The sequence below is a fragment of the uncultured Oscillibacter sp. genome, assembly GCF_910579365.1.
In the GTDB taxonomy this organism is placed as follows: domain Bacteria; phylum Bacillota; class Clostridia; order Oscillospirales; family Oscillospiraceae; genus Oscillibacter.
The window spans coordinates 43,431-69,875 of sequence record NZ_CAJTUX010000007.1; the positions used below are offsets into that span (position 1 = coordinate 43,431).

Below are 26,445 nucleotides of genomic sequence, written 5' to 3' on the forward strand. Positions count from 1 at the left end.
AGGACGTTCCGGCGAAGAAAGAGGGCGGCAGGGTCTGGACAAAGCCGGGACTAACTGGTAAAATCGACGGTAGGAATCGGCCCCCGCTCCAGGGGGCGCAAGGAGGTACCAGGAAACGATGAAAGAAAAGAAAGGCGGGGGCTTTCTCCGCTGGCCCTGGAATGTGGCGGTGTACGTGGCGCTGTTTCTTGTGCTGCGCATCTTCGCCATCCCCATCATTCTGATTTTGATGGCTATCCAGCGAAAGAACAACCCCAACGGCGCGGCGGAGGGCTATTGCCTCAGCCGGACGCGGAAGCGGCTTGCCTGGCTGATCTGGGCGCTGCTGGTGCTGGCCCTGGCCGGGGTGATGCTGGTGATGCTCAGCGTGGGGCTGAAACAGGATCGGGCCTATTTTGAGACGATGGATTACGTGACCTTGGCCTTCTGCGGCGTGGGCGGGCTGCTCTTCCTTCTGGGCGGGCTTTATCTGGCGTATGTGGCCATCCGGGACAGTTTTTTCCCGGCAAAAAGCACCCTGGCCAAGTCTATCCGCAGCCAGCTGCCCTATCCGGACGAGGCCCCGCCGGTGGAAGAGCTCTTTGCCATGGTGGACAAGGACCTGGAGGAAAACGGACAGTGGTTTGACGCGGTGGGCATCGGCCGGGAGTGGGTCCTGGGGGAGAAGGCCAGCCGCATCGACCGCATCCGGGGCATCTTCACGGTGGACGAGATCCGGCGCCGCCGCGCCGGAAACCGCACCAACACCAGCCGCGTCATACAGCTGGTGCTGGTGGACGACCGCTGGCAGACGAATATCACCGATTTCAAAAAGCCCCAGGAGCTGCGGGCGGCGGCGGACTGTCTGGCGCTTCGGGTTCCCGAGGCCCGGCGGGGGGAAAACAGCCAGTGGAGCGGCTTTTGGAACATGGACGAGAGCCAGCGGGAGGAGTTTGAGCGGGAGTTCCGCCAGAGGCAAAGCCTCCGCGCGTCGGAGGAGTTGCAGCGGAAACAGACAGGCGGCGGGCCCCAGGACATGATTCTGGAGGCCGGCGGGGAGGTGACCTCCCGCGTGACGGAGACTCTGGTGGAGGAACATCTGCGCCGCTGCCTTGCCGGAGAGGAGGGCGGCTTTACCCTGACGCCCACCCGGCCTGTAGAGGCGGGGGAGCGGACGCTCCGCGCCCTGCGGACGGCGGTTCGGGGGGATGCCGTTGTGCTGGTGCTGGAGCTGGCGGCGGCCTCCGGCGGGGAGAGGCTGGGCCTTTCCCGGTCCGCGGACGGCCGGGAAGCCCGGGAGATTCTGGCGGGCTGGCTGCGGCGGGAGGTTCCGAATCTTGCGGGCTGGGACCTGCGGCGGGTCTATGAGGACGCGCCCAAGACCGCCCCGTCCTCTAAAAAATCCCAGGCCCGGCTGTCTCTGGTATACGCCAGCGGCGCCGCCGAGAACCACACCACCTTTACGGCGGAGGACGTTCAGGCTGCGGCGGAGGGGATTGTGGACGGAACCTACCAGCTGGTGGACTTGACGCACCCTGTGGGCTATCTGTGGATTCGCGTCACCGCCGGAGACAAGCTGGATGGCCGCTGCACCGTGGAGGCCACCCGGCCCGACGGGGCGGAACTGGGTTTTTACATAACGAAAATGCCGCCCAGAGAGGCGGCGGCATGGCTGACGGATTATCCCCGGCTCCTGCCGGAGGGCAGGGACTGGAAGAAAATTAAAAAACCAAAGTAAAAAAGGAGAATCATCATGGCAGCGGTTTTGAGCAAGGAAGTAAAGCAGGCCCTCCAGGACATCTACTACAATGTGCGGACGGGCCGGGGCAAGGAGGCGTTCGCCCTGCTGGAGAAGGCCTCCGCCGCCGGAGACGGGGACGCCACCTGCGTGCTGGCCCGGTGCTACTGCGGCTATCAATATGTCTGGGGCGGACACGGCTTCCCGGAGGACGACGATAAGGCCACGGCCCTGCTCCACAAGTCCGTGGAGCAGGGCAGCGCCCTGGGGGTGCTGGTGGCTCTGCGGAGCGGAGAGCTGACGCCCTCCGTCCAGAAGAAGATGCCCTTCGCCAATCTCCAGGAGGCCTTTGACCAGGTGGAGGCTCTGGCGAAGGAGGGGGACGCGTTCTGCCAGTATGTCGTGGGCAACAGCTATTTCTGGTGGGATTTCCTCCGCATCCAGAACAAGGGCAAGGACTCCTTCCCCAGCCAGGCGGAGTTCAAAACATATTTGAAAGAGCAGATTTCCAAGTGCGAGGACTGGTTCTGGAAGGCCTTCCGGGGCGGCGTCCACTTCGCCGCCAACAACTTGAACCGCTATTACACCCAGGGGGACGAGGACATCATCGCGCCCCGGCCGGAAAAGGCGAAGGACCTCTGGAAGACCGGCGCGGAGCTGGGCTATCCCACACACCAGTTCATCTACGCCGAGGAGCTGCGGAAGGAGGAGCGGTTCCAGGAGGCTCTTCACTGGTACAAGAAATCCGCCGAGGCCAACAACGCGGACAGCTGGTTCTCCGTGGGCTGGTTCTATTTCGACGGCAAGGGCGTGGAGAAGGACCCGGCCTACGCGGTCTCCTGCTATGAAAAGGAGCTGGCCCTGGACCCCGAGCACATGGGGGCCAACAACCATCTGGGCCGGGCCTATTTCCTGGGCCAGGGCGTGCCCCAGGACTACGCGAAGGCCGTTCACCACCTCTCCATCGCCCACGACAAGCTGGGCAGCAAGTGGGGGGCGTTCTACCTGGCCAAGTGCTGCTTCAACGGCTGGGGCACGCCTCAGGACTATGGCCGGACCCTCCGGCTCTTGGACGAGGTGACCTGGCAGAATCAGGAGGCGGACTATATGCGGGGCGCCATCTACGCCCGGGGCCTGGGCGTGACGGAGGACATTCCCAAGGGCGTGGCCTATCTCCAGAAGGCCGGAAACTTCGACAAGGCCAAGGAGGAGCTGCTGCATTACAAGAAGACCCTCTTCGGCAAGTGGGTCCGGCGGAAGTAAGGGCGAAGGTCCGCGGCGGAGCATGCGGCCTCCCCGGACCGGGAGGGCCGCGGCAGTCGAAAAAACGTCCCCGGCGGGAAGCGCGCTGCGACTTCCCGCCGGGGGCTTCTTGTGCTGCGGACCGGGCGCGGCAGAGGTTCCCGCCTGCGGCGCTTCCGGTTCACTCCCGGTCGATATGGTTTTGAATCCGCTGCATAATCATCTCCAGAGCCACCAAATTGTGTCCGCCCTCCAGAACGATGATGTCCGCGTACTTTCGGGAGGGTTCCACATACTGCTCGTGCATGGGCTTCACCGTGGTCAGATACTGCGTCACCACGGACCGCAGGGTCCGCCCCCGCTCCTCCACGTCCCGGAGGGCCCGGCGGAGGATGCGCTCGTCCGCGTCGGTCTCTACGAAAATCTTGATGTCGAACAGCTCCCGGAGGGCCGGGTCCTGAAAGATCAGGATGCCCTCCACAATCAGCACCTTGGTGGGGAAAACCTCCGCCGTCTGGTCCGTCCGGTTGTGATCCACATAGGAGTACACCGGGCATTGGATGGACCGGCCCTCCCGCAGCTCCCGCAGGTGCCGGATCAGAAGGTCCGTCTCAAAGGCGTCGGGATGGTCGTAATTCTGAAGGGCCCGCTCCTCGTAGGTCTTGCCCTCCTGCCGCCGGTAGTAGCTGTCGTGTCCGATGACGGTGACGTTGCCGCCGAAGTGGTCTTTCAAGTGCCGGGTCAGGGTGGTTTTGCCGGAGCCGCTGCCTCCGGCGATGCCGATGATGATGGCGCTCATACGCGTACCTCCCACGGTTTCATTTCGTAGTCCCACATCCATTATATGGCTTGACGGCGAAAAAGCAAGGAGAACCGAGAAAATTCACAAATTTCGCCGGACTCGCACTTGACGGCGGCGGAGAAAGCGGATATGATATAAAATACGGTTACAAGCTGTCTCCGGACGGTGAAACAATAAAGACGGATGAACGACAAAATATTACGACGCGGGAGGACCGATCATGGCAATGAAGCGCTGCCCAGTCTGCGGAGAGCGATACTCCGACACCTATAAGAACTGCCCCTTCTGTGAAGAGGAGGAGTATTGGGAGGAGGAGGAGCCCCGCCGCCGCCCCATTCTTCGGGAGGGAACCAGAAGCCCCTCCGGGCGGAGCGCGTACAGCGTCGTGACGCCTGTTTTGATTGTGCTGATTGTGCTGATGGCTGCGCTGCTGGTCTATCTGCTCTATGGCGACAAGATCGCGGACAAGTTCTCCGGCAAGGACGGCGGAGACAGCAAGCCCGGCATTTCCGCGCCCAAGGAGCCTGACGTCAATCCCACGCCGGGGAATACTCCCGCCGGGGACCCCGCCGTTACGGACCCTGATGACCCCGACCCCGATGCCTCCAGTGAGCCCGGCGAAACGGAAACGCCGGACGACGGCTCCATGCCCGAGGGCGGCAATGCCGGCGGAACGAATTCCGGTGGGACGAGTTCCGGTGGGACGAGTTCCGGTGGGACGAGTTCCGGTGGGACGAATTCCGGTGGAACCAGCGGGACAAGCGGCATGAGCTACGCCTCCGCGGCGGCGCTGCCCGGCGGGCTGACCCTCAGCCGGACGGACTTCAGCCGGAAGGTCTCCGAGGGAGACTGGCAGCTGAAGGTCTCCGGCGGCACCGGGACTTATACCTGGATCAGCGAGAACCCCTCCATCGCCAAGGTGTCCAGCGACGGCACCGTCACCCCGGTGGCCTCTGGCACCACCAACGTGGTGGTTACGGACGGGTCCAAGAAGGCGATCTGCATTGTCCGGGTCTCCGGCAGTGCCTCCTCCGGCGGTACTTCCTCCGGCGGCACTTCCTCCGGCGGTACCTCTTCCGGCGGCACTTCCTCCGGCGGCGGGTCCGCCGCGCCGTCCGGCTCCCTGCGGACGGGGAGGGCCACGGTCATCAACGGCGGCAACGGCGTCCGGGTGCGCTCCGGCCCCGGCACGAATTACGAGATTCTGGCCACCATTCCCAACGGCGGTTCCGTCCAGGTGGTCTCCAGCGCGGGGAACGACTGGTACGAGATCACCTTCACCGCTGTAGGCGGCGTGACCACCAGCGGCTATATGAAGGGCGAGTTCCTGTCGAATTCCTGAGAAGCCCCCAACATCCCCGGACCTAAGTCCGGGGATGTTTTCTTGCATGACCGGGAAAACCATGTTATAATGCTAAACTGTATCATCATGTGTTGACAATGGAGGAATACCAAACATGACCACCCAGGATTTCCAGCAAAAATCCGCCCTGCGGATTTTCCTCTCCTACTTCCGGCCTCACCGGCGGCTGTTTTTGATGGACCTCAGCTGTGCGCTGCTGATTTCCCTCATCGACCTGGCCTTCCCTGCCGTGTCCCGCTGGTGCATGTATGAATTGCTGCCCCAGAGCGCCTACAAGACCTTTTTCGCCGTGATGGGAGTGGTGTTTGCCGCTTTCGTTCTCCGGGCGCTGCTGACCTATGTGATCTGCTATTGGGGGCACACCTTCGGCATCCTGGTGGAGGCGGACATCCGCCACGACCTGTTTCGCCACATGCAGGAGCTGAGCTTCAACTATTACGACAAAAACCGCACTGGCCAGCTCATGAGCCGCCTGACGGCGGACCTCTTCGACATCACGGAGCTGGCGCACCACGGGCCGGAGGACATTTTCATCTCCGGCGTCACCATCGTGGGCTCCCTGATTATCATGTTCACCATTCAGTGGCGGCTGGCCCTGGTGATCACCTGCATCGTGCCCGTGTTCTTCGCCGTGGTCTGGTCCTGCCGGAAGTCCATGAGCGCCGCCTCCGCCGCCGTGAAGCAGAAGACCGCCGTCATCAATTCCGACATTGAGTCCGGCCTCTCCGGTATCCGCACGGCCAAAGCCTTTGCCAACGAGGGGGCGGAGCTTCAGAAGTTTGACAGCTCCAACGCCACCTTCAAAACCTCCAAGCGGGCTTTCCACAAGGCCATGGGACGGTTCAACGCCACCATGGAGTTCTTCCTCTGCATCCTCTCCGCCGCCGTCATCGCCGCCGGAGGACTGCTCATCATGCGGGGGGAGCTGAACGTCATCGACCTCACCACCTTCAGTCTTTACATCACCACCTTCGTCACCCCGGTGCGGAAACTCTCCAACTTCGCGGAGCTCTTCGCCAACGGCACGGCGGGCCTGGGCCGCTTCATCGAGCTTATGCGGGAGGAGCCCGCCCTGAAGGACGCCCCGGACGCCAAGGTCCTGGACCGGGTGGAGGGAAAGATTGACGTGGATCACATCAGCTTCGCCTATCAGGAGGACCTGGCGGTGCTGCGGGACGTGGACCTTCACATCCGCCCCGGCGAGACGCTGGCGGTGGTGGGCCCCTCTGGCGGGGGAAAGTCCACCCTGTGCCAGCTTATCCCCCGGTTCTACGACGTGACCGAGGGAGCCGTCCGGCTGGACGGCACGGACGTGCGGCAAGTGACCCAGGAGTCCCTCCGGCGGAATGTGGGCGTGGTGCAGCAGGACGTGTTCCTCTTCGCCGCCAGCATTCTGGAGAACATCCGCTATGGCCGCCCTGGGGCCACGGAGGAGGAGGTGGCCCGGGCCGCCCGCCTGGCGGAGATTTACGACGACATCGTCGCCATGCCCGACGGGTTCAACACCTACGTGGGCGAGCGGGGCGTGCTGCTCTCCGGCGGGCAGAAGCAGCGGATTTCCATTGCCCGCATCTTTCTGAAAGACCCGCCGGTGCTGATTCTGGACGAGGCCACGTCCGCCCTGGACAGCGTGACGGAGGCCAAGCTCCAGGAGGCGTTCGACAAGCTTTCCAAGGGCAGGACCACCATCATCATCGCCCACCGGCTCTCCACCGTCCGCAACGCCGACCGCATCGCCGTCATTGAGGACGGGAAAATGGTGGAGCTGGGAAGCCACGAGGAGCTGATGGCCAAGGACGGAGCCTACGCCGCCCTGGTCCACACCCAGGAGCTGCGCCATGGATAAGGGCGCGCTGCTGGACCGACTGGGCCTGACCGGAGAGGACCGGCTGGCCCTGGCAAAGGTCCTGGACAAGGCGGGGCAGGCGGAGAGCCGGAACATCCCCGCCGCCACGGACTTCCTCAGCCCCCAGCAGCGGGCCTGGGCACAGGACTGTCTGCGTCTGGCGGGAATTCCGGAGACCGCCTATGTCCTTCAGGGCGGCTATGAGGGGGCGGAACGGCAGATGATCCTCTTCCTGCCGGACTGGCTGGAGCCGGAGAACGCTGAAAGCCCCATTCGCTGCCTCCGGGCCTCGTTTCGGGAGGAGGAAAAACCGGATCACCGGGATTTCCTGGGCAGCCTCATGGGCCTGGGCATCGTGCGGGAGAAGGTGGGGGACATCCTGGTGGGTCCGGACAGCGCGGATTTGCTGGTATTGGACAGCGTGGCGGATTTCCTCCTGCAAAGCTGGACCTCCGCCGGGAGGACGAAGCTCCGCGTGACGGCCATTGCGCCGGAAAATCTCCACATTCCGGCGATACAGCGGAAAGAGGTCCGGGACACGGTGTCCTCCCTGCGGCTGGACGCCGTGGCGGCAAGCGGCTTCCGGCTGGCCCGGGGCAAGGCCGCCGCCCTCATCGAAAGCGGAAAGGTCCAGCTGAACTGGCGGGAGTGCGTGAAGCCGGACAAGCCGCTGGAGGCAGGGGACGTGGTGTCCGCCCGGGGGTTTGGAAAATTTGAGCTCAGCGAGGTAGGGGGCCTGACCCGGAAGGGGAGAATCTCCATCGTCTTGCAGGTCTACGTTTGAGGCGGGAAAAAATCCGGTACCAATTTGAAGAATGGCGGGCCGGAAGGCCGTATGAAATAGGGGAGGAGTTTGGAATGCTGGAGTATGAGTTTGAAATCGTCCAATGCGATTATGGAAGCGGGTACAGCCTCTTTGGCGGCATCGGACTGGAGACAGACGGACACCGGGAAATCATCCTCCGCAGGGCGGCGGAGGGCTGGCGGTACGCCGGCTTTGTGCCAAAGAAACAGAGGGCCGGCGGGTTTATTGAATCTGTTGAGCTGATCTTCGAGCGGGAACAGGGGGGACAAGCGTGAAGCAGGAGCAGATTGACCGCATCAACGAGCTGGCCCGCAAGGCCAAGACCCCAGAGGGGCTGACGGAGGCGGAGCAGGCGGAGCAGGCCGTCCTCCGCCGGGCCTATATCGACTCCGTGCTGGGGAACCTGAAGGGCCAGCTGGACCACACCTATCTTGTAGACGAACAGGGGCGCAGGCGGAAGCTGAAACAGAAAGAGGGCTGAATCATGGCGGAGAACAAGAAAAAGAACTCCGGCGTCGGGGACTGGAGCTGGCCCCTGATTATCCTGGCCTTCTGGTTTTTCTGGCCCGTGGGGCTGGTGCTGCTGTTCGGCAAGCTCTTTGCCGAGGACGAGAAGAAACCCGCTCAGAAGGCCCCGCCCCTCCAGGGGACCGGCTCCCCGGGACAGGCCGGAGCTTCCGGGACCGGGACCTCCGCGCCCCACCGGCAGACAAAGGCCGCCAAGGCGGTGAAGAAGGTCACCAAGTCCCCCAAGGCAAAGAAAGCCAATGCGTGGTGGCTGAAAATCATCGGCCTGATTGTGCTGTTCTTCGGCATGAATGCCGCGATAGATGGGGTGAGCAGCACCCTGTGGGCCATGCAGAACGACTGGACCTCCCTCTGGTGGCTGGAGGATCTGTTCAGCGGGCTGGCCCTGGCTGCCGGAGGCGGAGCCATGCTGTACAGCGGCTTCTCTATGGAACGCCAGCTCAAGCGCTATTCCAAATACCTCCTGGTTCTGGGAGACCGGGAGGCCATGCCCATTGACGAGCTGGCCCGGACCCTGGGCTACTCTGAGCGGCGGGTGGAAAAGGACCTGGAGAAGATGATCGACAAGGGGTACTTCGGCGGGAAGGCGTATCTGAACGCGGAGCTGGGCTACCTCTTCCGGGGCAGCGGGGCGGAGGCGGGCTTCCGCCAGCGCTTCCAGGAGGTTCAGGAGGCTGCGGAGGCGGAGCCCAAAACGCCCCCGCAGGCCGCCCCCAAGGAGGCGGAGGAGGGGTATTCCGGCATCCTCCGGAACATCCGCCGGGCCAACGACCAGATCGCGGACCCCGTTCTCTCCGCGCAAATCTCCCGCCTGGAGGAGATCACGGCGAAAATCTTCAAGGCCGTGGAGGAGGACCCGAAGAAGGCGGACCGCATCGGCACCTTCCTGAACTACTACCTGCCCACCACCCAGAAGCTGCTGAACTCCTACGCCCAGTTTGAGGCCGCCGGAGTGGAGGGGGAGAACCTCCGCCAGGCCAAGCAGCGGATTGAGAACACCATGGACTCCATAGTCAAGGGCTTCGAGCACCAGCTGGACGAGCTCTATCAGGCGGAGGCCATGGATGTGGACTCGGACATCCGGGTCATGGAGCACATGCTTCGCCGGGACACCGGCAGCGCGGAGCAGGACTTCGGCCTGGGCGGGGCTGCCTTTCAGACGGAAGAGGAGTAAAAACAGCCTGGTCCCTTGGGGACCGGGCTGTTTTTATGGGTTTGCTAACCTGTGGTGAGCAGAAGGAGAGCCGGAAGCCGGCGGATGGTTTCCGCTTCAGCCCGGTGCAACACCGGGTCTTTGAAGGGCGCGAAAGCTCTTTTTGTTTACTTTTTCTCTCGAGAAAAAGTAAGGCGGCCCTCGCTCCAGACGGCCTGGACGGCGTCCTTCTGCCGGCGGTAGACGCAGCGCTCCAGACGCTCCTGAACGGTCAGGGGATGGGGCTGGGGGAGGTCCCCGTCGTCCAGTACCATGGCGTGAAGGCTGTTTCCCGGGGCAAAGCCCGGCTTCTCCCCGAAAAACGCCGCCCCGGCGGAGGTCCCCAGATACCAGCCCTCCGCCACGGTGAGGAAGTCCGTCTCCCAGCCGTCCAGAATCCGCCGGGCCTTGGAGGCCCGGATGGAGGCGGCCACCACCTCAAACATGCTGAGATGGTCGCCTCCGGCGATGTCGCTGCCCAGGGCCACCTTCAGCCCCTCGTTCAGCATCACTCGGACGGGGGCCGTGCCGGAGCAGAGATTCTGGTTGGAATCCGCACAGTGCACCACCGTGACGCCGGCGTCCTTCATAGCCTGCCGCTCCCGCGCGTCGGACCAGACGCAGTGGGCCATCAGGGTCCGGTCGTTCCAAAGACCATATTTCGCGTAGGTTTCCCAATACTGTTCGCAATCAGGATGTAGTTCCTTTACCCACTGTATTTCCCCGCGGTTCTCCGACAGGTGGGATTGGACGGGCAGGCCCCGTTCCGCCGCCAGCTTTCCCAGAAAGTCCATGAGACCGTCCGTGCAGGAGGGGGTGAAGCGGGGGGTGAGGATGGGCTTCACGTACCGGAAATCCCGGCACTCCTCCAGCCAGCGGAGGGTTTCCCGCTTGGAATCCTCCGTCTCCTCCTGGAGGGCGGGAATGCCGTTGCGGTCCATGTTCACCTTGCCCACGTATCCTGTGACGCCGGCCCTCTCCAGCTCCTCCATCAAAATCAGCGTCGCCTCCCGGTGGAGAGAGGAGAACATGCAGACCCGGGTGGTGCCGTGCTCCATAAGCTCCCGGGCCAGCCTGCGGTAAACCTCCCGGGCGTAGTCCGGGTCGGCGAAGCGGGCCTCAGTGGGGAAGGTGTAGGCGTTCAGCCAGTCCAGGAGGGGCAGGTCCATGCCCATGCCCAGCATCGGGTACTGGGGGGCGTGGAGGTGGAGGTCCGCGAAGGACTGCACGATCAGCGCGTCCCCGTAATCCTCCACCGCCGCCCCGGCGTACCGCTCCGGCAGAACGGGAAAGACGCCGGCGATTTTTCCCTCCTCAGCGACCAGATAGCCGCCCTCCGTAATCTCCAGCCGCCCCAGGGCCGGGGCGGAGACAACGCTGCCTTTCAAGATGGTGACTGCCATAGAAACAACCCCTTTTCAAATCTGCCGATACAAAAGAAAAAGGACGCCTGTGCGGCCAGGGAAATCCCTGCTCCGTACAGACACCCATAGAGAAGCCTTCGGCGGCTTCGTAGAAACGCCCGCGCACTTCAGCGGACTTATATGAGGTCCTTTCAACGCTTGTATCGAGTCAGCTACACTATACCACGGCCTGTAGGAAAAATCAAGCACCACTTCTGTCCTCCCGGCTTATACTGGCATACGGGCGGACCGGGTCTCCGGACTGCCTGAATCAAAAATAAGGCGTTGATGTATATGCTGCGGTCTATTGGCTGGGCCGCCCTGGGCACGGGTTTCACCTTCCTGATGACCACCCTGGGGGCCGCCATGGTATTTTTCCTCTCCGGGGAGCCGAAGCCCCGGTTTCAAAAGGCGATGCTGGGCTTTGCCGCCGGGGTCATGACGGCGGCTTCCGTGTGGAGCCTGCTGCTTCCCGCCATCGACCAGGCGGCGGAGGAGGGCCGCGTTCCCGGCTGGCTGCCCGCCGCCGCGGGGATGCTGCTGGGCGTGGTGTTCCTGGCGGCGCTGGACGCGCTGCTGCCCTGCCTGCGGCGGGAGAGAGAGACCAACGCCGCCTGGAGGCAGAACACGCTGCTGATGACGGCCATCACCCTACATAACGTGCCGGAGGGCATGGCGGTGGGCCTGGCCTTCGCCCTGGCGGCCAGCGGCGAGGGGGCGGCGGGAGCCATGGCGCTGGCCCTGGGCATCGGCATTCAGAATTTCCCCGAGGGGGCGGCGGTGGCCCTTCCCCTGCGGCAGGAGGGCCGGGGGCGGCTGAAAGCCTTCACCGGCGGGATGCTCTCCGGGGCGGTGGAGCCGGTGTTCGGCATTCTGGTGGTGCTGATCGCCGCCTGGGCCCATCCTGTGATGCCCTGGCTTTTGAGCTTCGCCGCCGGAGCGATGCTGTATGTGGTGGTGGAGGAGCTGGTGCCCCAGGCCCACAGCCGGGCGGGGACCTGCGGCTTTGTCGGCGGGTTCCTGATTATGATGGTGCTGGACGTGGCTCTGGGCTAGGCGGGAAAAGGCGGCGGAGCAAAGCTCCGCCGCCTCGAATCACGTCCTTGCCTGAATCTGCGCGCCGCATTTTGGGCAGGTGATGACGATCTTCCCCTTGCCCACCGGGACGCGGCAGATGGTTTTGCAGTCTTTGCAGGTAAAATACTTGTGCTCCTTGTCGGCGTGGCGGGCCCGGGCCCCGGCGCTGCGGTTCTTCAGGCCGCAGTACCAGTTCACCCACTTCTGGTTTTCCGTCCGCCGGCGGGAGAGGTTTTTGGAAAACGAGCGGAACAAAATCACGATCATCAAAAAGAACAGCACGCTCTCCAGAACCCGGACGGCCATCCCCCGCTTCAGGAAGAAGAGCACGAGCTCCGCCGCCCACAAGACGAGATACCCCCGGAAGAGCGCCTGATTCAGCTGGTCCCATCCGTTGCGTCCGTACATGAAGCGGGCCATCGCGCCGCCGATTCTCTGAAAAAAGCCCATGTGTCTGAACTCCTTTGCCGGTCCGGTATTGTTTTTCTCTATTCTACTCGCAACCGGGCGGACAAACAACTGGTTTGGGCGGAAATTTACAAAATGGTCATTTATTTTCCATAGAGGCTGTGCTATATTTTAAAGTTGTTATAAAATAAAGAAAAGGAAGTGCATACAGATTATGGCAAAAAGGCAGTTCAAGGCGGAGTCCAAGCGGCTGCTGGACCTGATGATCAACTCCATTTACACCCACAAGGAGATTTTCCTGCGGGAGATAATCTCCAACGCCAGCGACGCCTGTGACAAGCTCTGCTACCAGGCGCTGACGGACGGCGGCGTGGGCATGGACCGGGGAGATTTTAAAATCGAAGTCTCCGCAGACCGGGAGCAGCGGCTGCTGACGGTCTCCGACAACGGCATTGGCATGGATAAGGAGGACTTGGAGAACAACCTGGGCGTCATCGCCTCCTCCGGTTCCTATAAGTTCAAACAGGAGCTGGGAGACGACGCCGGAGACACCGACGTCATCGGCCAGTTCGGCGTGGGCTTTTACTCCGCCTTTATGGTCTCCGACCATATCACGGTGGTGACCCGGAAGTACGGGGCGGAGAGCGCCTTTATGTGGCAGTCCTCCGGGGCCGACGGGTACACGATTACCGCGTGCGAAAAGGAGACCGTGGGCACCGACATCATCATGCACATCAAGGCCGACACCGATGACGAGAAGTACGGCGAGTTCCTGGAGAGCTGGAAGCTCCAGGAGCTGGTGCGGAAGTACTCCGACTATATCCGCTTCCCCATCCGCATGGAGGTCTCCAAGACCCGGAAGAAGGAGGACTCCCCGGAGGACAAGCCGGAGTATGAGACCTATACCGAGGTGGAGACGCTGAACTCCATGGTCCCCATCTGGCAGCGGGCCAAGTCCGAGGTGACGGAGGAGGAGTACCACAAGTTCTACCGGGACAAGTTCCACGACTACGCCGACCCCCAGCGCTGCATCCCCGTCTCCGTGGAGGGCAGCGTCACTTACAAGGCCCTGCTCTTCGTCCCCGGGGCCACGCCCTTCGACTATTACACCAAGGAGTTTGAGAAGGGCCTCCAGCTCTACTCCAACGGCGTGCTCATCATGGACAAATGCGCCGACCTCCTGCCGGAGCACTTCCGCTTCGTCCGGGGCGTGGCGGACTCCCCGGACCTGAGCCTGAACATCTCCCGGGAGCTTTTGCAGCATGACCGGCAGCTGAAGGTCATTGCCTCCAATCTGGAGAAGAAGATCAAGGCGGACCTCACAAAATTCCTGGCGGAGGACCGGGAGGGTTATCAGACCTTCTGGAAGAACTTCGGCCGCCAGCTGAAGTACGGCGTGGTGAACGAGTACGGCCGCCACAAGGACCTGCTTCAGGACCTGCTGCTGTTCTACTCCTCCACGGAGAAAAAGCCCGTCACCCTGGACGAGTACGTCTCCCGGATGAAGGAGGAGCAGAAGTATATTTACTACGCCGCCGGAGAGACCGCGGACAAGATCGACAAGCTCCCCCAGACCGAGGGGCTGCGGGACGCGGGGACGGAAATCCTCTACTTCACCGAGGAGGTGGACGAGTTCTGCGCCCAGACGCTGCGGAGCTACAAGGACAAGGAGTTCCGCTCCGTCCTGGACCAGGAGATCGAGGAGGGCGAGTCCAAAAAGGCCGAGGAGGAGGCCGAGGCCCACAAGGCCGTCTTCGACTTCGTGAAGGAGACCCTGGGGGACGCCGTCAAGGAGGTCAAGGCCAGCGCCCGGCTGAAATCCCACCCCGTCTGCCTCACCGCCGGGGAGGGACTGAGCTTTGAGATGGAGAAGTACTTCCAGGCCGTCCAGCCGGACGCGTCCATCAAAGCGGAGCGGATTCTGGAGCTGAACGTGGAGCATTCCGCCTTCCGGGCCCTGGAGGCCGCCGTGGAGGCGGACCCGGAGAAGGCGAAAACTTACGCCAACTTGCTGTACAGCCAGGCCCTTCTGATTGCGGGCCTGCCCCTGGACGACCCCTCCGGATACACGGATCTGGTGTGCGGACTGATGAAATGAGCGCTGCGTGCCCCGGCGAAGGCCGGGGCACATTTTTGAGCGGCGGCGTCCCCTGTCCCGCGCCCCTTGACAGAAAGGCGGCGGTGTGTTATACTCCGATGGTTCCAAAAAGAACGGTTTTGAAAAGAACGAAGGAGGCCGGACTATGATTACCATCGCCCAGCTCACCCGCCTGCCCCGGAGATTTTCAAAGTACTATGACCGCCAGTTTCTTCCCCTGCTGGAGCGGACGGGTCTTTCCGTGCGGGAGATTCACGTCCTCCTCTTTCTGGCCAACCACCCCGGCCAGGACACCGCCCGGGACGTGACGGAGCTTCGGGGAATTGCGAAGTCCCAGGTTTCCCAGTCGGTGGAGGTGCTGACGGCCCGGGGGCTTCTGGCCCGGCGGGCCGACGGGGAGGACCGGCGGATCATTCATTTGGAGATTACCGGCGAGGGCGCTCCTCTGGCCCGAGAGGCCCAGGCTGTGCAGGCCGCCTGCGGGCGGCGGATGCTGGCGGGGCTGACGGAGGAGGAGCGGACCGTCTTCCTGAACCTGCTGGAGAGGGTGCTCCGGGAGACGGAGGAATTGAGCGCGGGAAAGGAGCGTTTGCCATGAATCAACACAGTGTCGACCTGGGCAGCGGGAAGGTGAGCCGGCTGCTGTTCTCCCTGGCGCTGCCCACCATCACGTCCCAGATTGTCAACATGCTCTACAACCTGGTGGACCGGGTTTACATCGGCCATATGAAGCCCGTGGACACCGTGGGGGCCCTGGCCCTCACCGGCGTGGGAGTCTGCCTGCCCATCATTATGTTGATCTCCGCCTTCGCGGCGCTGGTGGGCATGGGCGGCGCGCCCCGGGCCTCCATCCAGGAGGGACGGGGGGACCTGGAGGGGGCCCGGCAGATCATGGGCAACAGCTTCTCCCTGCTGATCCTTGCCTCCGCCGTGCTGACGGTGGTGTTCCGGGTCTTTGCGGAGCCCTTGCTGCTGACCTTCGGCGCCAGTGAGAATACCATCGGCTACGCCCTGGACTATATGAACATCTACTCCCTGGGCACGCTCTTTGTTCAGGTGACCCTGGGCATGAACGCCTACATTACCGCCCAGGGCTTCACCACCGTCAGCATGAAGACCGTCCTCATCGGCGCGGGGCTGAATACGCTGCTGGACCCCATTTTCATCTTCGGGCTCGGCATGGGGGTCCGGGGGGCGGCGCTGGCGACCATCCTCTCCCAGGCGGTTTCCGCCGCGTGGGTCCTCCGGTTTCTCACCAGCCCCCAGACGAAGTGGCGGCTGAGGAGGGAGACTCTGCGGCTTCAGCCCAAGGTGTTCCTGCCCAGTTTGGCCCTGGGTCTCTCGCCCTTCATCATGCAGTCCACGGAGAGCCTGATCGCCGTGTGCTTCAATTCTTCCCTGCTGAAATACGGCGGGGACCTGGCGGTGGGGGCCATGACGGTGCTGACCAGCATGATGCAGTTTGCCATGATGCCCCTTCAGGGCCTGAGCCAGGGAGCCCAGCCGATTGTCAGCTATAACTTCGGGGCGCGGAACGCCCAGCGGGTGAAGGACGCCTTCCGCTGCCTGCTGAAATCCTGTGTGATCTACTCGGCGGTCCTCTGGGCGGTGGTCCAGCTGTTTCCCCAAGTCTTCGTGCGGATTTTCAACAACAACCCGGAGCTGGTGGACTACGCCGCCTGGGCCCTGCGGATTTACATGGGAACCACCTGCCTGTTCGGCATCCAGATTTCCTGCCAGCAGACCTTTGTGGCCCTGGGAAACGCCAAGACCTCCCTGTTTTTGGCCGTGCTCCGGAAGATCATTCTGCTGATTCCCCTCATCTATATTCTGCCGAACTTCTTCGCCGACAAAGCCTTTGCCGTCTTCCTGGCGGAGCCGGTGGCGGATTTTCTGGCAGTGACCGCCACCGCCTCCATGTTCGCCGTCCAGTTTAGCCGGAGCATGGCGGAGCTGGAGCGGGAGTGAACGCCTCCGGGCGGAGAACCTGGGAACCGGGCCGTTTCTGGTCCGGCTCCCAGGTTTTGTTATTCGTGGGACGGAAAAATCTGGGAAATTTCGTCGGTTTGCCCAAGGTTTTCTCCGTGAACCTGTGTTAAAATCCAGGGCGGTTGGATAGGTCCAATTTTTTTGCAAAAACTACTTGCAATATGGGAATGAATCGTGTAATATAATATTAAAAACTAGATTATACAATATTGATACCATTAACTGGGAGGCCGACAGCGGCGGTTGCCTTTGCCCGCCGCGGTTTGCGGCGTCGGAAAGAGCGGCTTCCATCCATGTATCATGTCGAAATGTAACATACGGAAACACGCACAGCGGAAGCTGGGGAGGAATACCATGGAGGCAGTTTTGACGAAACAGCAGATGCAGCGCGCCCGTCTGCGGGCGGTACGCAGGGCGAAGGTTCAGGCCCGGAACGAGCCGCCCCGCCTGACGGTGGGGGCGGAGGTTTTCAACGCCGCCAGCCACGGTCTGGGGGCTCTGGGGGCGGCGGCGGCGCTGACGCTGCTGCTGGCCCGCTCCGGGGCGGCGGCGGAGCGGCTGGCCTCCTGCGTCTATGGAATCAGCATGGTGGTGATGATGCTGATGAGCTGCGTATACCACGCCATGCCCACGGGCTCCAGGGCCAAGCGGGTCCTCCGCCGGTTTGACTACACGTCCATCTACCTGCTGATCGGCGGCACCTTCGCCCCCATCCTGCTGGTGTACCTGGGGGGAACGGCGGGGACGGTGCTGTTCTGCGCCCAGTGGGCGGTAATTCTCACCGGCGTGACGCTGGTGATGGCCTTCGGCCCCGGCCGCTGGCGGGCCCTGCACTTTACGCTGTACTTCCTCATCGGCTGGAGCGGGCTGGTCTTCCTGCCCCGGATGTACCTTCAGAGCCGGACGCTGCTCTGGTTCATCTTCGCGGGGGGACTGGCCTATACCCTGGGGATGATTCCCTTCGCGGGGAAGCGAAAGTACGACCACTGCGTCTGGCACGTCTTCGTCCTGGCGGGAGCGGCGCTGCATTGGGTGGGCATTTATACACAGATTTACGCCTGAGTGTCCAGACACGGAAAAATAAACGTCCGGATTCCCCCTGCGGGGCGGAGTCCGGGCGTTTTTGGGCTGCTTTTGCATCAAGGGACCGTTAAAATTTAAAGCGGAGAAGCGGCCGGGCGGGTAATTTTTCTCTTCTGAGCCTTGACTTTTTTCCAAGAGTTACTATAATCAAACCATACCAAACCGCGCCAATTCCGCTGCCCCGTTCACCGGCATGGACCGGGGCAAATGAGTGAGAGAAGGGATGCCTGATGAAACAACACAAAAAGGGCCTGGCGCTTTGGCTGACGGCAGTTTTCCTGCTGCTGGCCGGCGCTTTGCTCGCGGGCTCTCCGGGCCGGACGGAGACCGTGAAGGAGGCTATGCGGGACGCTGTGCTCCACGAGGTGAACCGAATCAGCCTCTTTGGAATCAAGGAGGTGAACCCGGGGCTGGTTTCCGCGTTCACGGTGACGCTGCTTCTGCTCCTTGCCGCCGCCTGTATCCGGATTTTCGCGATCCCCCGGTTCCGCTACGCGCCGGGAAAGCTCCAGCTGGTGCTGGAGGAGGCGGTGGGCCTGTTTGACGGCATGGCGAAAAGCAGCAGCCCCCACCGCTCCGCGTTTTTGGGGGCCTATATCTTCGCCGCCGGCGCGTTTGTCTTTACGGGGACGCTGTTCGAGCTGCTGGGCCTCCAGGCCGTGACGGTTCACGGCCACCCTATCACCCTGCCCGCCCCCCTGTCCGACGTCAACGCCGCCATTGCCCTGGGAACGCTTTCCTATCTGGTGATTCTCTCCGGCGGCGTGGCCGGAAACGGCGTGAAGGGCGTGGGGAGAACGCTGAAGGAGTTCTCCCTTCCGATTTCCATGAGCTTCCGTCTCTTCGGCGCGCTGCTCAGCGGCCTGCTGGTGACGGAACTGGTATACTATTATGTCAATCTGAGCTTTGTGCTTCCGGTGGTGGTGGGCGTGCTGTTCACGCTGCTCCACGCGCTGATTCAGACCTATGTGCTCACCATGCTGACGGCCCTTTTCTATGGCGAGGTGTCCGAGCCCGCGCCTGCGAAAGAGGGAAAGCGGCGGGCGGCCTGAACCGGCGGCAACGATCATTCTGAACATAATTGGGAGGTTTTCTGTCATGAACAAGTGGATGAAAAAGCTGTGGATTCTGGGCCTGGTGCTGCTGCTGGCGGCGGCGCTGGCCGTGCCCGCCCTGGCGGCGGGGGAGGAGACGGGGGAGCCCGCCGCGCAGACGGAGACGCAGGAGGACGCCTCCGGCGGTAAGACCATGGCCTCTGCCGTGGCCATCGGCCTGGCCGCCCTGGGCGGCGCCCTGGGCATGGGCATCGCCACTGGCAAGGCGGCGGAGAGCGTGGGCCGCCAGCCCGAGGCGGAGGGAAAAATCCGCACCACGCTGATGCTGGGCCTGGTTTTTATTGAGACGGCGATCATCTACGCCCTGCTGGTGGTCATTCTCATCATCTTCGTGTTGTAAGGCAGGTGAGCGGCGTGAATATCCCCTTGAATATCGATTGGCAGCAGATTCTGCTGCACTGGATGAACCTGGTCATTCTTACCGGCGGGCTGTATTTCCTCCTCTATCAGCCGGTGAAGCAGTTCATGGCCAAGCGGGAGGCGTACTACCGGAGCCTGGATGAGGAGGCGGCGAAAAAGCTTCGGGAGGCGGAGGAACTGAAGAGCGCCTATCAGTCCAAGCTGGACGGGGCGGAGGAGGAAATCCGCCAGTCCCGGGCCAAGGCCCAGGCGGCGGTGCAGCAGTCCGTGGAAGAGCAGATGGCCCAGGCCCGGCAGATCGTCGCCAAGGCCAAGGAGGAGGCGGCCAGCAGCCGCGAGCGGGTCATTCAGGACTCTCAGAGAGAGCTGCGGGAACTGGCGGCGGCGGCAGTGAAAAAGCTGACGGTGAAGGCCGACACGGACCTCTTTGACCAGTTCCTGGACCTGGCGGAGGGAGGACAAGTCCATGAGGAGCGCTAGAGGCAGCCTGAAGGCGGAACTCCGCAGCGCCGTCCGGCCCACGGAGGAACAGACCCGGCGCTTTGAGCGGTTTATTGAGGAGAAGTATAAACGGAAAATTCCCCTCCACTGGGAGCGGGACGAGGCACTGAAGCAGGGCTTCCGCCTTCAGGTGGGAGCCGACATGTACGACTGGACTATGCGGGGCCGGGTCCGGCAGTTCCGGGATTATCTGCGCGGCCTGGACGCCGGGGCGGGGGACATCCTGCCCCTGATGCGCCAGGCGGTGGAGGACTGGACCGTAGCCGTGGTCCCGGAGGAGATCGGCGAGGTGGTGACGGTGGATGGCGAGATCGCCACCGTCAAGGGCCTGGATCACGCCCAGTACGGCGAGATTCTGCTGTTCGGCTCCGGCGTCAAGGGCATGGTGCAGGACCTGCGGCGGGACGGCTTGAGCTGTATCCTCTTCAGCGGCAGCGAGGAGGTCTCCGCCGGCGGCATGGTCCGCCGGACGCTGAAGACCGCCGGCATGCCGGTGGGAGAGGCGTTTCTGGGCCGGGTGGTGGACGCCCTGGGGACCCCGGTGGACGGGAAGGGCAGCATTACAGCGGAGAGCCACCGCCCCATTGAGGCCCCGGCCCCCGGTATTCTGGACCGCCAGCCTGTGAACACCCCCATGGAGACGGGACTTTTGACCATCGATTCCATGTTCCCCATCGGCCGGGGACAGCGGGAGCTGATCATCGGCGACCGGCAGACCGGCAAGACCGCCATCGCCCTGGACACCATCCTGAACCAGAAGGGCAAGGACGTGGTGTGCGTCTACGTGGCCATCGGCCAGAAGGCCAGCTCCGTCGCCCAGATTGTGGAGAACCTCACCCAGCGGGGGGCCATGGAGTACACCGCCGTGGTCAGCGCCCCGGCCAGCGCCTCGGCGGCCCTCCAGTATATCGCCCCCTACGCGGGCTGCGCCCTGGGGGAGTATTTTATGCGCCGGGGACAGGACGTTCTCATCGTCTATGACGATCTGAGCAAGCACGCCATCGCCTACCGGACGCTGAGCCTGCTCCTGGAGCGGTCCCCCGGGCGGGAGGCCTTTCCCGGAGACGTGTTCTACCTCCACTCCCGGCTTTTGGAGCGGGCGGCCCATCTCTCCGACGAGCTGGGGGGCGGCAGCATGACCGCCCTGCCCATTGTGGAGACCCAGGCGGGCGACGTGTCCGCCTACATTCCCACCAACATCATCTCCATCACCGACGGGCAGATTTTCCTGGAGAGCGATCTGTTCTTCGCCGGGCAGCGGCCTGCGGTGAATGTGGGCCTCTCCGTCTCCCGGGTGGGAGGCGACGCCCAGACCAAGGCCATGAAAAAGGCCGTGGGGACGCTGCGGCTGGATCTGGCCCAATACCGGGAGATGGAGGTCTTCACCCAGTTCTCCAGCGACCTGGACGACGCCACCAAGCGCCAGCTTACCTACGGCCAGGGCCTGATGCGCCTTCTGCGCCAGTCCCGGTACGCGCCCCTCTCCCAGCACCAGCAGGTGATCGTCCTGGTGGCGGCCATGGCCCATGGAATGCAGGACGTGCCGCTGGAGGAGATGGACGCCTTCCGGGCTCATCTGCTGGCCGCGGTGGAGGAGGAGGCCCCGGACCTTTGCAGCCGCGTGGACCTCACCGGCCAGCTGACGGAGGAGGACCGGGCGGAGATCGTCTCCCTGGCCCGGAAGGCCCTGGGGAGCTTCCAGAGGAAGCGGGGCGCGTGACATGGCGGGAACAAAGGAGATCAAAAGCCACATTGAAAGCGTGGGGGAGACCCGGAAGATCACCAACGCCATGTACCTCATCGCCTCCACCAAGCTCCAGCGGGCCCGGCAGGAGCTGGACCACACCCGCCCCTATTTTGAGGCTCTGCGGGGGGAGATCAAGCGGATTTTCCGCACGGCATACGACGTGGACAGCCACTATTTCTACCCCCCCAACGACGACGCCCCCATGGGGGGGACCTACGGCTGTCTGGTCATCACCGCGGACAAGGGCCTTGCCGGGTCCTATAACCAAAACGCCATACGGGAGGCCCAGCGGCTGCTGGAGCGGCACCCGGACACGAAGCTCTTCGTGGTGGGGGAGTACGGCAGGCGCTTTTTTGACCAGCGGAACATTCCCATTGAGCACAGCTTCCTCTACACAGCCCAGAATCCCACCATGGCCCGGGCCCGGGAGATCAGCGCGCTGCTGCTGGAGGGCTTTGACCGGGGGGAGCTGCGGGAGATTTTCGTCATCTACACTGATATGGAAAGCGCCATGAGCTTTCAGGCCCGGTCCGCCCGGCTGCTGCCCTTTCACAGGTCCCACTTCGCTCCGCCCCCCGCCGGAGAGCGGGCGGTGAAGGAGCCGTTTGAGTTTTATCCCGACGTGAAGACCGTGCTGAACAACATGATGCAGAGCTATGTGTCCGGCTTCATCTACAGCGCCCTGATCGACAGCTTCTGCTGTGAGCAGAACGCCCGGATGACCGCCATGGACAACGCCAACCGGAACGCGGAAAAGCTGCTGGGCGAGCTGTCCCTCCAGTACAACCGGGTCCGGCAGGCGGCCATTACCCAGGAGATTACGGAGATCTCCGCCGGGGCCAGGGCCCAGCGCCAGAAGAAGGGAAGGTAAGGGAGTTTGGAACGGGGAATCATTGTACAGATATCCGGTCCTGTAATCGACGTGGAGATTCAGACCGGCGCCCTCCCCAAGCTGCGGGAGGAATTGACCGTGGAAAAGGACGGCGGACTGCGGGTAATGGAGGTGGCCCAGCACATCGGGAAGAACATGGTGCGCTGCATCATGCTCTCCCCCAGCGAGGGCTTGGCCCGGGGGCTGGCGGTGGACGTGCCGGACCGGACCATCCAGGTGCCCGTGGGCACGGCCACCCTGGGACGGATGTTCAACGTCCTGGGCCAGCCCATCGACGGCGGCGGCCCGGTGCCCGAGGGCACCCCCGCCAGAAGCATTTACCGCCGTCCCCCCGCCTTTGACGAGCAGAGCCCGGCGGTGGAGATTCTGGAGACCGGCATCAAGGTCATCGACCTGCTGGAGCCCTATCCCCGGGGAGGGAAGATCGGCCTCTTCGGCGGCGCGGGCGTGGGAAAGACCGTTCTGATTCAGGAGCTGATCCACAACGTGGCCACGGAGCACGGCGGCTATTCCATCTTCACCGGCGTGGGCGAGCGCAGCCGGGAGGGCAACGACCTCTGGCGGGAGATGCGGGAGAGCGGCGTGGCGGACAAGACCGCCCTGGTTTTCGGCCAGATGAACGAGTCGCCGGGCGTGCGCATGCGGGTGGCCCTGGCGGGCCTGACCATGGCGGAGCACTTCCGGGACAGGGAGCATAAGGACGTGCTGCTGTTCATCGACAACATCTTCCGCTTCGTCCAGGCGGGCAGCGAGGTGTCCACCCTCCTGGGCCGGATGCCCTCCGCCGTGGGCTACCAGCCCACCCTGGCCAACGAGATGGGGGAGCTCCAGGAGCGGATCGCCTCCACGAAAAACGGCTCCGTCACCTCCGTCCAGGCGGTCTACGTCCCTGCCGACGACCTGACGGACCCGGCCACGGCCACCACCTTCGCCCATCTGGACGCGACGACGGTGCTGAGCCGGAAAATCTCCGAGCAGGGCATTTACCCGGCGGTGGACCCCCTGGCCTCCTCCTCCCGGATTCTGGAGGCCGACGTAGTGGGCGAGCGGCACTACCGCGTCGCCCGGAAGGCCCAGGAGATTCTGGAGAAGTACATGGAGCTTCAGGACATCATCGCCATCCTGGGCATGGATGAGCTCAGTGAGGAGGACCGCTCCACCGTGGCCCGGGCCCGGCGGCTCCAGCGCTTCTTCGCCCAGCCCACCACCGTGGCGGAGAAGTTCACCGGCATCCCTGGGGTCTACGTGCCCCTGCGGGACACGCTGGAGAGCTTTGAGAAGCTGGTGAACGGCGAACTGGACCAGTACCCGGAGGCGGCCTTCTACAACGTGGGCACCTGGCGGGACGTGGTGGCCAAGGCGAAGCGGATAGAGGCGGGTGAGGCCTGATGAAGACCTTCCAGGTGCATATTCTGGCGGCGGATCGGGGCTTTTACGAGGGGCCCTGCCTCCAGCTGACCATTCCCACCAGCGATGGAGAGCAGGGGATTCTGGCCCATCACGCCAGCATGATTGCCGCTGTCACGCCGGGGACACTGCGCTTTCAGGCCCCGGAGGGTCCCGTTCAGCAGGCGGCGGTGTCCGCCGGCATGATGAAGGTGGAGAAGAACGACGTGCTGGTTCTGGTGGACTCGGTGGAGCGCCCGGAGGAGATTGACGCCGCCCGCGCCCAGCGGGAGGCCGACCAGGCCCGGGAGGCTATGCTTCAAAAAAGGAGCCGCCAGGAGTACCAGCTGGCCCAGGCCACCCTGGCCCGGGCTATGAACCGCCTGCGGGTCAAGGGCCGGGAGATTCGATAGGATAAGCGCCCCCTTCGAAGTTCTGTCTTCGAAGGGGGCGCGCTTTTTCATGGCAGAAGAGGCAGGCACACCACCAGCTGGAACCGCCCGCCGCTGGTTCGGGTCTCCAGCGACCCGCCCAGGCGCTCCGCGATCTCCCGCATTCCCGCCAGGCCGAAGCCGTGGGACGCCTTGTCCGGCTTGGTGGTGGCAAGGTCCGGGGAGAGCTCCCCGGCATAGGCGTTTTCCACCCGGAGCATGAAGAGCCCCTTCTCCGCCCGGCAGCGGAGGGTGACGGTTTTGTCCGCCGCCTGCTCCGCCGCCTCCATGGCGTTGTCCGCCGCGTTGCCAAGCAGCGCGCAGAGGTCCACGTCCGAAAGGGACAGGTCCTTGGGCAGGGACACGGCGAAGTCCGCCGTGAGGCCCGAGCGGCCCATGGCCTCCGCCTTGGCGGAGAGGACGGCGTTGGCCACGTCGTTTTCGCACAGCCTCCGCCCGCCCCGGAGGGCGGAGGAATTCGCCAGCTGGTCGATGTATTGCAGGGCTTTGCCGTCTTCCCCCAGCTCCACCAGGCCCCGGAGGGCCGTCAGGTGGTTCCGGAGGTCGTGGCGCAGAGTACGGAGCTGGCTCTCCTCCCGCCGGAGACCCTGGTAGTAGCTCTCCCGGAGGGAGGCCAGCTTGTCCGCCTCCTCCAGCCGCTCGTGAGTCTCCAGCACCAGGATGGCGTACAGCAGAGCCAGGGCGGTCAGGAACACGAAGGGCAGCACCGCCACGCCCAGGTTCATAACCAGGCCGTGCAGGAGAAAGCTGTCGTAAATATAGTCCGACTGGAGGATGGGCAGCAGCACCACCGCCAGCAGGGAGCTGAAGGGCATGGCGGAAAGCAGAAGCACCAGGCCCCAGAACCGGGGAGAAAGCTGGGGCGGCCGCTCCGGCAGGCGCTTTCGGGCCAGCAGATACAAAAGCCCCCAGATGGCGGGGCGGATGAATTTGTTGCTGTAGTAAAATAGTTCGTCCAGCTTGAAGTGGGCCATGGCGGGGGCGTAGTAGGTGTTCAGCGCGGCGTTGACGGGCATGATGAGGCAGAAAAAGATGACCGTCACCGCCAGCCGCCCCACCCGGTCCCCCTTGGAGGACAGCAGGAGCACAGGGACGAAGGCCAGCAGGGTGAGCAGCAGATTGGTGTCCCCCAGCCAGATCACCATGTCGGAAACGCTGCCCAGGAACAAAATCAGCGCGATTCGCCATCCCCGCCGGGGCTTCACCGGCAGGAAGGCCAGCACCAGCCGGGAGAGGAAGAAGCCGCAGGCAAGCACCGGAATGAACCAAAACCAATTTTGCAGGCAGAGCAGCAGGTATTCCGCCAAACGGACCCAAAAAGTCGAAGCCATGGTCTAGCCCTCCAGGGACGACCGGGCCAGAGCGGCCAGGGCGGCGGAGCGGCAGGCCCGGCTGACGGGAATCGCCGCATCTCCCACGAAGACCTGGGCCCCCTCCATCCGGTCCACGGCCCCGGCCCGGATCAGATAGCGCTGGTGAACCCGGACGAAGCCGTCCCCCACGTCCCGCTCCACCTCGTCCAGCTTGCCGTAAAAGGTATAGGTCCGGGCGGTGGAGACGCAGGTGACCTGCCGCCGGTCAGAGGCGAAATAGAGGATGGTTTTCTTGGGGATTCGGTACAGCGTTTCGCCGCTGCGGCAGAGGAAGACCTTGTCCCCCTCCCGAAGGCGGGCCTCCGCGGCCCGGTTCAGCACGCCGTCCAGCTGCTCCGGCTGGGGCGGCTTCATGAGGTAGCCCAGGGCGCCCACGGCGTAACCGTCGAACACATAGTCCGTATAGCCGGTGACGAAGACCAGCAGCAGACCCTCGTCCGCCTCCCGGAGGCGGCGGGCGGTCTCCATGCCGTTCAGCTCCCCCATCTCAATGTCCAAAAATACCAGGTCCAGCTCCCCGGCGTGGCTGCCCAGCCAGCGGAGGAGGCCCTCCCCGGAGGAGAATTCAAAAAAGGACGTGTCCGCCCCGCTCCGCCGCCGCTCCAGGGCCCGCTCCAACGCGGCCCGAAGGGCGATGCGGGCGTCGGCGCTGTCGTCGCAGATGCCGATTCGCAGCATGGTCTCATCTCCTTGCGATTTGCTGAGGCTATTGTACCACACCGGCGGCCCTTCGCCAAACCAAATATGACGGCAAAACCGCCAATTATGACATCGCGTTCCCCTGCGGCTCCAAATTTTACAACAAACCCGCCAAAGAAAGCGGCCCCGTTTGCGGGGGCCGTTTTTTTGCGTTACTCTGGCAGTGGAATCGGGAGGAAAGAATCTTCCGCCAGACACGCGTATCAAAAGCAGAAACCAAAAAGGAAGTGCTCTTTATGAATTGGAATTCCATCCGCGCCGCCCTGACCACTCCGGCGAGAATCCCGGAGAAGGGGCCCCGCCTGCAAACGAACCTGGACACGGACCTTTTGAAGCTCGCCGCCATCGTCTCCATACTCATCGACCA

General features: G+C 63.5%; 25 protein-coding genes and 1 riboswitch. Of the genes, 20 read left to right on the forward strand and 5 right to left on the reverse strand.

The window, feature by feature from the left end; genetic code table 11:
- Positions 1–118: 118 nt before the first annotated feature.
- Together QZ329_RS03575 and QZ329_RS03580 are read left to right on the forward strand one after the other, a co-directional pair.
- Positions 119–1,717, forward strand: coding sequence for a hypothetical protein (locus QZ329_RS03575; RefSeq protein WP_295748389.1), 1,599 nt, complete (start codon positions 119–121; stop codon positions 1,715–1,717).
- A gap of 15 nt (positions 1,718–1,732) precedes the next feature.
- Positions 1,733–2,980 carry a tetratricopeptide repeat protein gene (locus QZ329_RS03580; protein ID WP_295748390.1) on the forward strand — a complete coding sequence of 416 codons (1,248 nt, stop codon included), beginning with the start codon at positions 1,733–1,735 and terminating at the stop codon, positions 2,978–2,980.
- Between the two features lie 160 nt (positions 2,981–3,140).
- On the opposite strand, the gene udk is transcribed toward QZ329_RS03580, so the two are convergent.
- Positions 3,141–3,758 (reverse strand): uridine kinase, encoded by a 618-nt coding sequence (gene udk, locus QZ329_RS03585; protein WP_295748392.1) that lies wholly within the window; start codon positions 3,756–3,758, stop codon positions 3,141–3,143.
- A 223-nt stretch (positions 3,759–3,981) separates the two neighbouring features.
- Here udk and QZ329_RS03590 point away from each other — a divergent pair, with 223 nt between their 5' ends.
- The 6 genes from QZ329_RS03590 (at position 3,982) to QZ329_RS03615 (ending at position 9,477) form a co-directional block, all read left to right on the forward strand.
- On the forward strand, positions 3,982–5,103 hold the full coding sequence (locus QZ329_RS03590) for an SH3 domain-containing protein (protein ID WP_295748394.1): 1,122 nt from the start codon (positions 3,982–3,984) through the stop codon (positions 5,101–5,103).
- Between the two features lie 115 nt (positions 5,104–5,218).
- On the forward strand, positions 5,219–6,970 hold the full coding sequence (locus QZ329_RS03595; protein ID WP_295748396.1) for an ABC transporter ATP-binding protein: 1,752 nt from the start codon (positions 5,219–5,221) through the stop codon (positions 6,968–6,970).
- Entirely contained in the window at positions 6,963–7,754 is a 792-nt protein-coding gene (locus QZ329_RS03600; RefSeq protein ID WP_295748398.1) for a YlmH/Sll1252 family protein, read from the forward strand. Before QZ329_RS03595 ends, QZ329_RS03600 begins: the two co-directional genes overlap by 8 nt.
- Positions 7,755–7,828: 74 nt before the next feature.
- The gene (locus tag QZ329_RS03605) at positions 7,829–8,050 is read left to right on the forward strand and encodes a DUF4177 domain-containing protein (protein ID WP_295748400.1); all 222 of its coding nucleotides are present in this window, start codon (positions 7,829–7,831) and stop codon (positions 8,048–8,050) included.
- Positions 8,047–8,256 carry a DUF896 domain-containing protein gene (locus tag QZ329_RS03610; protein WP_295748402.1) on the forward strand — a complete coding sequence of 70 codons (210 nt, stop codon included), beginning with the start codon at positions 8,047–8,049 and terminating at the stop codon, positions 8,254–8,256. The genes QZ329_RS03605 and QZ329_RS03610 overlap by 4 nt, the downstream gene beginning before the upstream one ends.
- A 3-nt stretch (positions 8,257–8,259) precedes the next feature.
- Positions 8,260–9,477: a 5-bromo-4-chloroindolyl phosphate hydrolysis family protein gene (locus tag QZ329_RS03615; RefSeq protein ID WP_295748404.1), complete on the forward strand. Its 1,218-nt coding sequence runs from the start codon at positions 8,260–8,262 to the stop codon at positions 9,475–9,477.
- A gap of 146 nt (positions 9,478–9,623) precedes the next feature.
- Here the strand turns inward: QZ329_RS03615 and QZ329_RS03620 are convergent, their stop codons facing one another.
- A complete protein-coding gene (locus QZ329_RS03620; protein WP_295748406.1) occupies positions 9,624–10,898 on the reverse strand; it encodes an amidohydrolase family protein in 1,275 nt (424 codons plus the stop codon).
- A 67-nt stretch (positions 10,899–10,965) separates the two neighbouring features.
- A riboswitch (purine riboswitch) is annotated at positions 10,966–11,063 on the reverse strand.
- Between the two features lie 129 nt (positions 11,064–11,192).
- On the opposite strand from QZ329_RS03620, the gene QZ329_RS03625 reads away from it, so the two are divergent.
- Entirely contained in the window at positions 11,193–11,954 is a 762-nt protein-coding gene (locus QZ329_RS03625) for a ZIP family metal transporter (protein WP_295748408.1), read from the forward strand.
- A 39-nt stretch (positions 11,955–11,993) separates the two neighbouring features.
- On the opposite strand, the gene QZ329_RS03630 is transcribed toward QZ329_RS03625, so the two are convergent.
- Complete coding sequence (locus tag QZ329_RS03630; protein WP_295748410.1) at positions 11,994–12,425, reverse strand: hypothetical protein; 432 nt, start codon at positions 12,423–12,425, stop codon at positions 11,994–11,996.
- A gap of 172 nt (positions 12,426–12,597) precedes the next feature.
- Between QZ329_RS03630 and htpG the strand changes: the two genes are divergently transcribed.
- The 11 genes from htpG (at position 12,598) to atpC (ending at position 23,967) form a co-directional block, all read left to right on the forward strand.
- Positions 12,598–14,481 (forward strand): molecular chaperone HtpG, encoded by a 1,884-nt coding sequence (gene htpG / locus QZ329_RS03635; RefSeq protein ID WP_295748412.1) that lies wholly within the window; start codon positions 12,598–12,600, stop codon positions 14,479–14,481.
- A gap of 145 nt (positions 14,482–14,626) precedes the next feature.
- Positions 14,627–15,079, forward strand: coding sequence for a MarR family winged helix-turn-helix transcriptional regulator (locus QZ329_RS03640; protein ID WP_295748414.1), 453 nt, complete (start codon positions 14,627–14,629; stop codon positions 15,077–15,079).
- Complete coding sequence (locus QZ329_RS03645) at positions 15,076–16,449, forward strand: MATE family efflux transporter (RefSeq protein WP_295748416.1); 1,374 nt, start codon at positions 15,076–15,078, stop codon at positions 16,447–16,449. Before QZ329_RS03640 ends, QZ329_RS03645 begins: the two co-directional genes overlap by 4 nt.
- Before the next feature lie 375 nt (positions 16,450–16,824).
- Positions 16,825–17,532: a hemolysin III family protein gene (locus QZ329_RS03650; RefSeq protein ID WP_295748417.1), complete on the forward strand. Its 708-nt coding sequence runs from the start codon at positions 16,825–16,827 to the stop codon at positions 17,530–17,532.
- Positions 17,533–17,783: 251 nt separating this feature from the next.
- Positions 17,784–18,605, forward strand: a complete 822-nt coding sequence (locus QZ329_RS03655; protein WP_295748418.1) for a F0F1 ATP synthase subunit A — start codon at positions 17,784–17,786, stop codon at positions 18,603–18,605.
- A gap of 196 nt (positions 18,606–18,801) precedes the next feature.
- Complete coding sequence (gene atpE, locus QZ329_RS03660; protein ID WP_295748432.1) at positions 18,802–19,008, forward strand: ATP synthase F0 subunit C; 207 nt, start codon at positions 18,802–18,804, stop codon at positions 19,006–19,008.
- Between the two features lie 14 nt (positions 19,009–19,022).
- On the forward strand, positions 19,023–19,508 hold the full coding sequence (locus tag QZ329_RS03665; RefSeq protein ID WP_295748419.1) for an ATP synthase F0 subunit B: 486 nt from the start codon (positions 19,023–19,025) through the stop codon (positions 19,506–19,508).
- The gene (atpA, locus tag QZ329_RS03670) at positions 19,495–21,249 is read left to right on the forward strand and encodes a F0F1 ATP synthase subunit alpha (RefSeq protein WP_295748420.1); all 1,755 of its coding nucleotides are present in this window, start codon (positions 19,495–19,497) and stop codon (positions 21,247–21,249) included. The genes QZ329_RS03665 and atpA overlap by 14 nt, the downstream gene beginning before the upstream one ends.
- A 1-nt stretch (position 21,250) precedes the next feature.
- On the forward strand, positions 21,251–22,147 hold the full coding sequence (atpG, locus tag QZ329_RS03675) for an ATP synthase F1 subunit gamma (protein ID WP_295748421.1): 897 nt from the start codon (positions 21,251–21,253) through the stop codon (positions 22,145–22,147).
- 6 nt (positions 22,148–22,153) lie between these two features.
- Entirely contained in the window at positions 22,154–23,557 is a 1,404-nt protein-coding gene (atpD, locus tag QZ329_RS03680; RefSeq protein WP_295748422.1) for a F0F1 ATP synthase subunit beta, read from the forward strand.
- Positions 23,557–23,967, forward strand: a complete 411-nt coding sequence (atpC, locus tag QZ329_RS03685; protein ID WP_295748423.1) for an ATP synthase F1 subunit epsilon — start codon at positions 23,557–23,559, stop codon at positions 23,965–23,967. The genes atpD and atpC overlap by 1 nt, the downstream gene beginning before the upstream one ends.
- 47 nt (positions 23,968–24,014) lie before the next feature.
- On the opposite strand, the gene QZ329_RS03690 is transcribed toward atpC, so the two are convergent.
- Positions 24,015–25,337 (reverse strand): sensor histidine kinase, encoded by a 1,323-nt coding sequence (locus QZ329_RS03690; protein ID WP_295748424.1) that lies wholly within the window; start codon positions 25,335–25,337, stop codon positions 24,015–24,017.
- 3 nt (positions 25,338–25,340) lie between these two features.
- Positions 25,341–26,057, reverse strand: coding sequence for a LytTR family DNA-binding domain-containing protein (locus QZ329_RS03695; protein WP_295748426.1), 717 nt, complete (start codon positions 26,055–26,057; stop codon positions 25,341–25,343).
- Between the last annotated feature and the right edge of the window lie 388 nt (positions 26,058–26,445).

Coding starts and splice junctions, on each gene's coding strand:
- QZ329_RS03590 (WP_295748394.1), top strand. CDS start 3,982: ATGGCAATGAAGCGCTGCCCAGTCTGCGGAGAGCGATACTCCGACACC.
- QZ329_RS03575 (WP_295748389.1), top strand. CDS start 119: ATGAAAGAAAAGAAAGGCGGGGGCTTTCTCCGCTGGCCCTGGAATGTG.
- QZ329_RS03625 (WP_295748408.1), top strand. CDS start 11,193: ATGCTGCGGTCTATTGGCTGGGCCGCCCTGGGCACGGGTTTCACCTTC.
- atpG (WP_295748421.1), top strand. CDS start 21,251: ATGGCGGGAACAAAGGAGATCAAAAGCCACATTGAAAGCGTGGGGGAG.
- atpA (WP_295748420.1), top strand. CDS start 19,495: ATGAGGAGCGCTAGAGGCAGCCTGAAGGCGGAACTCCGCAGCGCCGTC.
- QZ329_RS03655 (WP_295748418.1), top strand. CDS start 17,784: ATGAAACAACACAAAAAGGGCCTGGCGCTTTGGCTGACGGCAGTTTTC.
- QZ329_RS03650 (WP_295748417.1), top strand. CDS start 16,825: ATGGAGGCAGTTTTGACGAAACAGCAGATGCAGCGCGCCCGTCTGCGG.
- QZ329_RS03620 (WP_295748406.1), bottom strand. CDS start 10,898: ATGGCAGTCACCATCTTGAAAGGCAGCGTTGTCTCCGCCCCGGCCCTG.
- atpE (WP_295748432.1), top strand. CDS start 18,802: ATGGCCTCTGCCGTGGCCATCGGCCTGGCCGCCCTGGGCGGCGCCCTG.
- udk (WP_295748392.1), bottom strand. CDS start 3,758: ATGAGCGCCATCATCATCGGCATCGCCGGAGGCAGCGGCTCCGGCAAA.
- QZ329_RS03600 (WP_295748398.1), top strand. CDS start 6,963: ATGGATAAGGGCGCGCTGCTGGACCGACTGGGCCTGACCGGAGAGGAC.
- QZ329_RS03690 (WP_295748424.1), bottom strand. CDS start 25,337: ATGGCTTCGACTTTTTGGGTCCGTTTGGCGGAATACCTGCTGCTCTGC.
- QZ329_RS03605 (WP_295748400.1), top strand. CDS start 7,829: ATGCTGGAGTATGAGTTTGAAATCGTCCAATGCGATTATGGAAGCGGG.
- QZ329_RS03695 (WP_295748426.1), bottom strand. CDS start 26,057: ATGCTGCGAATCGGCATCTGCGACGACAGCGCCGACGCCCGCATCGCC.
- QZ329_RS03580 (WP_295748390.1), top strand. CDS start 1,733: ATGGCAGCGGTTTTGAGCAAGGAAGTAAAGCAGGCCCTCCAGGACATC.
- QZ329_RS03595 (WP_295748396.1), top strand. CDS start 5,219: ATGACCACCCAGGATTTCCAGCAAAAATCCGCCCTGCGGATTTTCCTC.
- atpC (WP_295748423.1), top strand. CDS start 23,557: ATGAAGACCTTCCAGGTGCATATTCTGGCGGCGGATCGGGGCTTTTAC.
- htpG (WP_295748412.1), top strand. CDS start 12,598: ATGGCAAAAAGGCAGTTCAAGGCGGAGTCCAAGCGGCTGCTGGACCTG.
- QZ329_RS03630 (WP_295748410.1), bottom strand. CDS start 12,425: ATGGGCTTTTTTCAGAGAATCGGCGGCGCGATGGCCCGCTTCATGTAC.
- QZ329_RS03645 (WP_295748416.1), top strand. CDS start 15,076: ATGAATCAACACAGTGTCGACCTGGGCAGCGGGAAGGTGAGCCGGCTG.
- QZ329_RS03640 (WP_295748414.1), top strand. CDS start 14,627: ATGATTACCATCGCCCAGCTCACCCGCCTGCCCCGGAGATTTTCAAAG.
- QZ329_RS03615 (WP_295748404.1), top strand. CDS start 8,260: ATGGCGGAGAACAAGAAAAAGAACTCCGGCGTCGGGGACTGGAGCTGG.